The sequence below is a fragment of the Arthrobacter sp. 179 genome (assembly GCF_052379645.1).
Lineage (GTDB): Bacteria > Actinomycetota > Actinomycetes > Actinomycetales > Micrococcaceae > Arthrobacter_H.
The window spans coordinates 162,439-170,727 of the sequence record NZ_JBQSYU010000006.1 but is presented as its reverse complement, the minus strand read 5'-3'; the positions used below and the strand labels follow the sequence as shown (position 1 = coordinate 170,727).

Below are 8,289 nucleotides of genomic sequence, written 5' to 3'. Positions count from 1 at the left end.
CGTCGTTCTTGCGTTCGCGCAGGGTCTCCAGCTCGCGGCGCAGCGCCTGGACGTCGACGGTCGGGCCGCGCCGCAGGCTCAGACGCGCCCCGGCCTGGTCGATCAGGTCGATCGCCTTATCGGGCAGGAAACGGTCGGTGAGATAGCGGGAGGAGAGGTCGACGGCGGCCCGCAGGGCACCTTCGGTATAGGTCACCTGGTGGTGTTCGGCGTAGCGGCCGGCCAGACCGGTGAGGATCTTCACGGAATCCTCCTGGGAGGGTTCGCCGACCGTGACGGGCTGGAAGCGGCGCTCCAATGCCGGGTCCTTCTCCACGCTGCGGTACTCGGCCAACGTGGTGGCGCCGATGAGCCGCAGTTCCCCGCGGGCCAGCCGCGGCTTGAGGATGTTCCCGGCGTCCATGCCGCCTTCCCCGGAGCCGCCGGCGCCGACCACGTTGTGCAGCTCGTCGATGAAGACGATGTACTCGCCGTCCCCGGCCGCGATTTCGTCCATGGTCTTGGTCAGGCGTTCCTCGAAGTCCCCGCGGTAGCGGGTGCCGGCGAGCATGCCCGGCAGGTCCAGGGAGATGACGCGTTTGCCCTGCAGCTGGGCGGGGATCGAATCGGCGGTGATGGCCTGGGCCAGGCCCTCGACGACGGCGGTCTTGCCGACGCCGGCTTCGCCGATGAGCACCGGGTTGTTCTTCATGCGACGGGCCAGGATCTCGATGGTCTGCTCGATCTCCTCCTGCCGGCCGATCACGGGGTCCAGTTTCTCCTCGAGGGCCAGTGCGGTCAGATCCGTGCCGTAGGTGTCCAGCATCGGGGTCGGTGAATCGGTCGGGGCCCCGGTCTGCGCGGGGCCGTCCTGGGGGCCGGAGGCTTCCTGCTGGGCGGCGGCCCCGATGTTCTGCAACGTTTCGGGGGTCACCCCGGAGGCGGCGAGGACCTGCCCGGCGGGGGAGTCCTGGTTGACGACGAAGGCGACGAAGAGGTGCTCGGGGTCGATGTAGGTCGAGCCGAAGGCGCGGGCGACCTGGCGGGCGTCGAGCAGGGCCCGTTGGGTCGAAGCCGTCAGTGCCGGGGCCCCGCCGGTGGGGCGGTCGGAGGATTGCGGCAGACGCTGTTCCGCGTTGCGGGCGATGGCCTCCACGTCGATGCCGCCGGCCCGCAACTGGGCGGCCGGCCCGTCCTGGGCCACGAGGACCCGCAGCAGGTGCAGGGCGTCGACCTCGGCATGGCCGTGTTCGGCGGCGAAGGCCGCCGCCTGCCCGAGCAGTTCGTGCGTGCGCCGGCTGAGTAGCCGGGTGATGTCGATGGGGCGGCCTGCGGCTGCGGCTCGCTGGCCCTGCAGGTAGCGGGCCAGGAAGTCATCAAACGAGCCGCTTCCCGATCCGGTGGGTCCGAAGAACGCTGGCATTTTCCCTCCAAGGAACTTGAGTGTCTTACGCTCAAGTATAGACCTGAGTGTATGTCACTCAAGTTAACGTGATGCGGTCGTCATTATTCCCCGCACGGTTTCCACCCGGCGGGCGAGGCCTGTGACCGGTAGGATTTCCAGCGAGAGCAGCCGGTGGCGGCTGGGGCAACAGCGGGAGGACGACGGTGGCCGACGAAGGCGAACGCGGATGGCTGGCACGCAAGGCGCTACCCAGCGGCAACGAACCCGACCCGCGGTTCACCCTGGCCAACGAACGCACGTTCCTGGCTTGGATCCGCACTTCGCTGGCCTTCCTGGCCGGTGGAATCGCCTTGGAGGCCTTCGCCTTCGACGCCTTTCCCACCGACCTGCGCAAGGCCATCTCGATCCTGGTCATCTGCCTGGGTCTGCTGATCAGTGCCGGGGCGGTGTTCCGCTGGCTGCGGATCGAGTCGAGCATGCGCAACCACCGTCCGTTGCCGTTCCCGGCGATCGTGCCGCTGCTGGGCATCGGCGGGGCACTGGCCGCGGCGGTCATCGTCGTCGTCCTCGTCGTCTCCGGATAGGTCCCTCGATGACCATCCCCATCACGCGCGGCCACCAGGACCCGGGACTGCAACCCGAACGCACCGTCATGTCCTGGGGCCGGACCACGTTGTCGCTGTTCGTGGTCAGCGCCGTGTTCATGCGCTGGATGCACCATTACGGCCCCTCGATCCTGATCCTGGTGGCCGTGGGGGGCCTGGGGGCGCTGTCCATCTACGTGACGCAGCGCCGCCGTTACTCCGCCCGCACCCGTGGCATCGCCGAGGGGCGCCTGGAGGCCGATGTGGCCGCCATCTTCTGGACCGCCGGCGCCGTCATGATCCTGGGCGTGCTGGCCCTGATCGTGGTCATCACGACCTGACGGTCACCCAGATCGTCTTGAGCTGGGTGTACTGTTCCAAGGCTTCCAACCCGTTGTCGCGCCCCCCGAAGCCCGAGGCCCGGTAGCCACCGAACGGGGTGGTGATGTTGCCTTCGCTGTAGCCGTTGACGGCCACGGTGCCGGCCCGCACCCCACGGGCCAGCCGGATGGCCCGATCGATGTCGTGGGACCAGATGGTCGCGGCCAACCCGTAGGTGGTGTCGTTGGCCAGGGCCAACGCCTCGGCCTCGTCCTGGAACCCGATCACCGCGACGACGGGGCCGAAGACCTCCTCACGGGCGATCGCCATCCCGGCGGTGACCTCGTCGATGACGGTCGGGCCGAGATACCAGCCGCCGCTGTCTTCGAACAGGGCCCGTCCTCCGGCGGCGATCCGGGCCCCGGCCGTGCGGGCATCTTCGATGAAACGCAGGGCCCTGGCCAGCGCGTCGGCCTCGATCAGCGGACCGAGGATCGTCTCGGGTTCGGCGGGGTCCCCGACGATCCGCTGGCCGGCCTGGCGCACCAGCTCGGCCACGAAGTCGGCCCTGAGCGATTCATGCACCAGGATCCGTGAACCCGCCGAACAGTTCTGCCCAGAAGCCCAGAACGCGGCCTCGGCCAGATCGGCGGCCACCTGGGGCAGGCGGTCGGCGTTATCCGCCAGCACGATCTGCGGCGACTTGCCCCCGCATTCCAAGGTGATGTTCTTCAGGTTGCTCTCGGCGGCGTAACGCAGGAATTCCCGGCCGGTCCAGGTGGAACCGGTGAAGGAGATCATATCGACGTCCATATGCAGGCCCAGGGCCTTCCCGGCAACGGGCCCGAGCCCGGGAACCACGTTGAACACCCCGTCGGGTACGCCTGCCTCGGTGGCCAGTTCTGCGATCCGCAAGGTGGACAGGGAAGCCAACTCGGGGGGTTTGACCACCAACGAATTCCCGGCGGCCAGGGCCGGGGCCATCTTCCAGGCGAGCATGGCGGCCGGGAAGTTCCAGGGCAGGACCGCCCCGACCACACCGATCGGCTCGCGGACGATGAGTCCCAGCGCCCCGGGCCCGGTGGGGGCGACCTTGCCGAAGACCTTGTCGATGGCTTCGGCATACCAGCGGATGGTGCCGATCGTGTCGGGGAGGTCGAACTCGTGGCAGTCGGCCAGCGGACGGCCCGCATCCACCGATTCCAGCCCGGCCAGCTCGGCGGTGGCCGCCTCGATGAGATCGGCCAGGCGCAGCAGCACCTGCTGGCGTTCGATGGGGTCGGCATCGGACCAGACGCCGGAATCGAAGGCGGTGCGGGCGCTGGCCACGGCGGCATCGACGTCCGCGGGCCCGCAGGCGGCCACCCGGGCAATCGGCTGACCGGTGGCGGGGGAGAGCGCCGTGAACGTGGCCCCGCCGGCGGCGGGACGGAACCGGCCGTCGATATAGGCCTCCGTGCGCAGGGAACCGGTGGAGGGATCGGTCATTGCTGCCTCCATCCGGGGGGTCGACGTGGTTTGATCGTAGTCCTGCCCACCCGGTCCCGGCCATGGTTATTCCCGAACGACGGCAGTGCCCCGGGTGAGCGTTCCATCGGTCCGCACGTGGGCGTAGACGCCCATGATGGTGTGCCCGAAGGCGTCGTGGAGCAATTGCAGGACCGGCAGATCACGTTTCGAGCTCACCGGATCCACTTCGGTGGCCGGGCACCTGCCGATCTCCTGGAAGACCTCCAGCCGGGCACCTCCGGCCAGCATCGAACGGCCCGGCAGGTGCCGTTCGGCCCAGGGCGGCAATCCGTCGAGGTAGATGTTGGCGCGGAAACGCAGCGGGTCCACCGGGACGCCGGTGATCCGGGCCAGTTCACGGACGGAGGCCAGGTTGATGATGGACACGGCTTGGGCTTCCTCATCGCCCTTGGAGAGCAGATCAGGGAAACGCCGGCCGGATTCGTGGGCGATGACCGGCGCGGCGTCCCCGGCCAGACCCAGCAGTTCGGCCACCATCGACGCCAACCGGTCGCGGCCGGTGGAGGTGGACAGATCGGCGTGTACCGCCTCTGCGTCATCACCCTGCGGGCGGGTGAGAGAGATCGTCCGTGAGGAGGAGTCGTAGTGGCTGCGCAATCCGGCCAGCGCGAAGTCACGGGCCAGGACGTGGAAGTTTTGTTTGCCCAGGTTCTGCGCCGTGTCCGGGACGTACTTCCCCCCGGCCCGGGCGAGTGCGTAGATCCGGTCGTCGGGGAAGCCGTGCCCGGCGTGGAGCCCGACCTCGGAGAGCGGCTGCGGGGACAGGCCCTTGACTGGATAGTGGTAGAGAGCGGCGATGGAGGCATCGGTACTGCCCGGCGGGGATTTTGGACTCTGCTGCACGGCTCCAGTCTAGTCAGGCTGCCTTGCTAGTCTGGCCGGGTGAGTTTCCTGATCATTGCCGCCCTGTTGGGCCTGCTCTACGTCTGGCTGCGCCGCAAGGACCGGCGCATGCTGCGCAACGGCGTCGTCCTGGTCGCAGCCATCTGGTTCGCACTCACCGGGGCCACGGCCCTGTTGAGCAGCTGGTCCCCGGTCTTCGACTACATCACCCTGGGCATCCTCGCCCTGGTGCCGTTGGCGGTGATCGTCCTGGCCGGATTCCTCATCGCCAACGGGCTGACCATGATGCGCAGCGAGGGCCGCCGGCTGGGGAACCTGCTGACCCTGGTGCTGGGCATCGCGATGCTCGTGCTGCCGGTCCTCGCCCTGCTGCTGGTGCTCACGCTCCAGCCCCTGCTGGTGGGACTGGCGTTCCTGCTCTTCTTCCTCTGCGGCTATCTCGGGGTCGTCTTCGTCATCTTCCTCGCCTACGCCGTGGCCTACGGCCGCATGGAGCACGACATCCACCCCGAAGCCATCACGATCCTGGGCTCGCGGTTGATCGGCGGAAAGGTCCCCCCGCTGTTGGCCAGCCGGCTGGACAAGGCGGTTGAACTCCATCGGCAGGCACCGGATCCGAAACCGGTGCTGATCCCCTCGGGAGGCCAGGGCCACGACGAGTCGCGGACCGAAGGGGAGGGGATGGCCGAATACCTGTACGAGGCAGGAATTCCCGCGGCCGACGTCGTCCCGGAGAACCAGGCGAAGACGACCCGGGAGAATCTGCGCTTCTCCCGCGAGGTCCAGAACGCCGCGGGGCGTCCCGGACCGTTGCTGGTGGTGACCAATAATTATCATGTGCTGCGGGCAGCCTTGTTGGCCCGCAAATACGACGTCGATGCCCAGGTGGTCGGGTCCCCGACCGCCCGCTACTACGTCCCCAGCGCCTTCCTGCGGGAGTTCGTGGCGATCATCAACGAGCATCGGGTCCTCAATGCCGTGTTGTGCCTGCCGTTCTTCGCGATTTCCGGGTTCATCGTCCTGGGCGTGCTGGCGGGGCAGTAGCCACGAGGCCAGAGCGGACCCCAACTACACTGGAGCCTCAGGTCTGCCTGCGAACCCGCCGAAAGGGCATGATGAAAAGACATTTGAGGAACGTGGCCACGGCCGCGTTGATCTGCGCCGCCCTGCCGTTGGCCGCCTGCACGACGCCGGGGGCCGGGACCGCTTCCAGCGGATCCGCCGGTGCTGCTTCGTCCGGTGCCAGTTCGTCCGGGACCGGGTCCCCGGCCGCGACGCAAACCCCGGGCCATGCGGGTTCCACCCCGGCCTCGGCGGATGCGGCCTCGCCCGGGACTCCCGCGGCGGAAACCGCCGCGCAGGAGCGCCTCGACACCCTGAGTCTGGAACAACGCGTGGGGCAGGTCCTCATGATGGGGGTCCCCGCCACGGGAGCCACCGCCTCGGACCTGGGGATCCTGCAGAAGAACCATGTGGGCAACGTCTTCCTCAAGGGCCGCAGCACCGTGGGGCTGAAGGGCACCGCCGCGGCGGTGAAGAAGATCAAGGCGACCGTCTCGAAGAAGACCACCGGTGGGGTCGGGCAGTTCATCTCCACCGACCAGGAGGGCGGCAAGGTCCAGGTCCTGAAGGGCCCCGGCTATTCCACCATCCCCGCCGGACTGACCCAGGGTTCCTGGGATCCGAAGACACTGGAACGCCGGGCCACCGGCTGGGGGAAGGAACTGGCGCAATCGGGCATCAACATCAACCTGGCCCCGGTCGCCGATACCGTTCCTGCCTCCATCGGTGCCGCCAACGCCCCGATCGGCGCGTTCGGGCGGGAATACGGAAAGACCCCGGGCAGCGCCCAGGCCGGGTCCTCGGCCTTTGCCGCGGGAATGGAATCCGCGGGAGTCGCCCCGGTCATGAAGCACTATCCCGGGCTGGGGCGGGTCAGCCGGAACACCGACGTCTCCCACGGGGTCACCGACACCGTCACGACCCGCGAGGACGCGACGCTCGAGCCGTTCCAGGCAGGGATCGACGACGGGGCGGACTTCATCATGCTCTCCAGCGCCTACTACTCCCGGATCGACGCGAAGAACCCGGCGGCCTTCTCCGATACCGTCATCAACAAGATGCTGCGCGACGACCAGGGCTTCGACGGGATCGTCATCTCCGACGACATGTGCGATGCCACCCAGTTCCGTGATTGGAAATACGCGACCCGGGCGAAGAAGTTCTTCGACGCCGGAGGCACCATGATGCTCTGCGTTAATCAGGCCGCCATCGGACCCATCACCGCTGGGCTCGTCGCCGAGGCGAAGGCGGACCCCGACTTCAAGGCCAGGATCGACGAGGCCGCCTTGCGCGTGCTGAAGGTCAAGGACGGGCTGTAGGCCGGGCCTGCGGGCCCCGCCAGTGCATCCGTAGATGCTGCGGGCCGAGTTCGGCGACGGAGGAGACACCCAGCAAGGTGGTGGCCACCCGCAGCTCCTCGGCGAGGATGTCCAACGCCCGCTGCACTCCTTCACGCCCCCCGGCCATCAGCCCATACATGTAGGCCCTGCCGATCAGCGTGAAATCGGCGCCGGCGCAGAGTGCGGCGGCGATGTCCCCTCCAGACATGAGGCCCGAATCGAGGATGAGTTCCACGTCGGGGCCCACGGCCTCGCGGACCTCGCGCAGTGCCTGCAGGCTCGCGGGGGCGCGGTCGAGTTGGCGGCCACCATGGTTGGAGACGATCAGGCCATCGGCACCGGCATCCAGGGCCTTGGACGCGTCCTGCGCGGTGAGGATCCCCTTGACGAAGAGTTGGCCCGGCCACACCGAACGCAGCCAGGACAGGTCCTGCAGCGACAGCGTCGGGTCGAACATCGAGTTGATCAGTTCGGGCAGTGAATGCGAGGTGCCGCTGAGCGAGGCGAACTTCAGCGAATCGGTGGTCAGGAAGTTGAACCACCACTCGGGACGGTAGGAGGCGTCGAGCACCGTCTTGAGGTTCAATTTCGGCGGGATGGTCATGCCGTTGCGCACATCGCGCAGGCGTTGACCGGCAATGGCGGTGTCCACGGTGACCATCAGGGTGTCGTAGCCGGCGGCCGCGGCCCGGTTGACCAGGTCGAGCGAGGCTGCGTGGTCGTTCCAGAGGTAGAGCTGGAACCAACGACGGGCTGCGGGCTGGAAGGCGGCGACCTCCTCGATGGACCGGGTGCCCATCGTCGAGAGCGTATAGGGGATGCCGGTATCCGCAGCGGCCCCGACCCCGGCCTCCTCGCCTTCGGCGTGCATGAAACGGGTGAAGCCCGTCGGGGCGATGCCCACCGGCAGGGAGGACCGTGCCCCGGCGATCGTCGTGGACAGATCGACTGCGGGGTGCCCGCCGAGGATCCCGGGAACCAGCTCCACATCGGAGAAGGCCTGCCGGTTGCGGCGCAGCGTCTCCTCGTTCCCGGCGCCACCATCCACGTAGTCGAAAGCGGGTTTGGGGGTCCGTCGCCGGGCGATCCGGCGCAGGTCCCAGAGGTCGGCCGCCTTCGCCAGTCGGTGGGCCCGGAAGTCCAGGCTCGGGCGTTCGAACTGCATGAGCGGACGCAGCTCGGAGAGCTGGGGGAAATTGCGTTGCATGGGTCCCTTCGGGGCTCG

8 protein-coding genes are annotated in these 8,289 nt (G+C 68.3%); 4 read left to right on the top strand and 4 right to left on the bottom strand.

All coding sequences use genetic code 11. From position 1 onward, the window contains the following. Positions 1-1,402, bottom strand: a 1,402-nt coding sequence (locus ACT3UE_RS06115; RefSeq protein WP_444566395.1) for a Clp protease N-terminal domain-containing protein, incomplete at its 3' end; no start/stop codon positions are given. Positions 1,403-1,587: 185 nt separating this feature from the next. Between ACT3UE_RS06115 and ACT3UE_RS06110 the strand changes: the two genes are divergently transcribed. Together ACT3UE_RS06110 and ACT3UE_RS06105 are read left to right on the top strand one after the other, a co-directional pair. Next, positions 1,588-1,968: a YidH family protein gene (locus ACT3UE_RS06110; protein ID WP_443382054.1), complete on the top strand. Its 381-nt coding sequence runs from the start codon at positions 1,588-1,590 to the stop codon at positions 1,966-1,968. 8 nt (positions 1,969-1,976) lie between these two features. Next, positions 1,977-2,309: a DUF202 domain-containing protein gene (locus tag ACT3UE_RS06105; RefSeq protein WP_443382056.1), complete on the top strand. Its 333-nt coding sequence runs from the start codon at positions 1,977-1,979 to the stop codon at positions 2,307-2,309. On the opposite strand, the gene ACT3UE_RS06100 is transcribed toward ACT3UE_RS06105, so the two are convergent. Both ACT3UE_RS06100 and ACT3UE_RS06095 read right to left on the bottom strand, forming a co-directional pair. Next, positions 2,299-3,777 (bottom strand): aldehyde dehydrogenase, encoded by a 1,479-nt coding sequence (locus ACT3UE_RS06100; RefSeq protein WP_443382058.1) that lies wholly within the window; start codon positions 3,775-3,777, stop codon positions 2,299-2,301. The genes ACT3UE_RS06105 and ACT3UE_RS06100 overlap by 11 nt on opposite strands. 66 nt (positions 3,778-3,843) lie before the next feature. Beyond that, on the bottom strand, positions 3,844-4,662 hold the full coding sequence (locus ACT3UE_RS06095; RefSeq protein ID WP_444566394.1) for an MOSC domain-containing protein: 819 nt from the start codon (positions 4,660-4,662) through the stop codon (positions 3,844-3,846). A gap of 39 nt (positions 4,663-4,701) precedes the next feature. On the opposite strand from ACT3UE_RS06095, the gene ACT3UE_RS06090 reads away from it, so the two are divergent. Beyond that, complete coding sequence (locus ACT3UE_RS06090) at positions 4,702-5,706, top strand: YdcF family protein (RefSeq protein WP_443382062.1); 1,005 nt, start codon at positions 4,702-4,704, stop codon at positions 5,704-5,706. A gap of 68 nt (positions 5,707-5,774) precedes the next feature. Beyond that, positions 5,775-7,043 (top strand): glycoside hydrolase family 3 N-terminal domain-containing protein, encoded by a 1,269-nt coding sequence (locus ACT3UE_RS06085; protein WP_444566393.1) that lies wholly within the window; start codon positions 5,775-5,777, stop codon positions 7,041-7,043. Here the strand turns inward: ACT3UE_RS06085 and ACT3UE_RS06080 are convergent. After that, entirely contained in the window at positions 7,027-8,271 is a 1,245-nt protein-coding gene (locus ACT3UE_RS06080) for an alpha-hydroxy acid oxidase (protein ID WP_443382066.1), read from the bottom strand. The two genes, ACT3UE_RS06085 and ACT3UE_RS06080, sit on opposite strands and share 17 nt — an antisense overlap. Positions 8,272-8,289: the final 18 nt, after the last annotated feature.

Excerpts from the sequence above, each read along its gene's own strand:
- ACT3UE_RS06105 (WP_443382056.1), top strand. The coding sequence starts at position 1,977 with ATGACCATCCCCATCACGCGCGGCCACCAGGACCCGGGACTGCAACCC.
- ACT3UE_RS06100 (WP_443382058.1), bottom strand. The coding sequence starts at position 3,777 with ATGACCGATCCCTCCACCGGTTCCCTGCGCACGGAGGCCTATATCGAC.
- ACT3UE_RS06085 (WP_444566393.1), top strand. The coding sequence starts at position 5,775 with ATGATGAAAAGACATTTGAGGAACGTGGCCACGGCCGCGTTGATCTGC.
- ACT3UE_RS06080 (WP_443382066.1), bottom strand. The coding sequence starts at position 8,271 with ATGCAACGCAATTTCCCCCAGCTCTCCGAGCTGCGTCCGCTCATGCAG.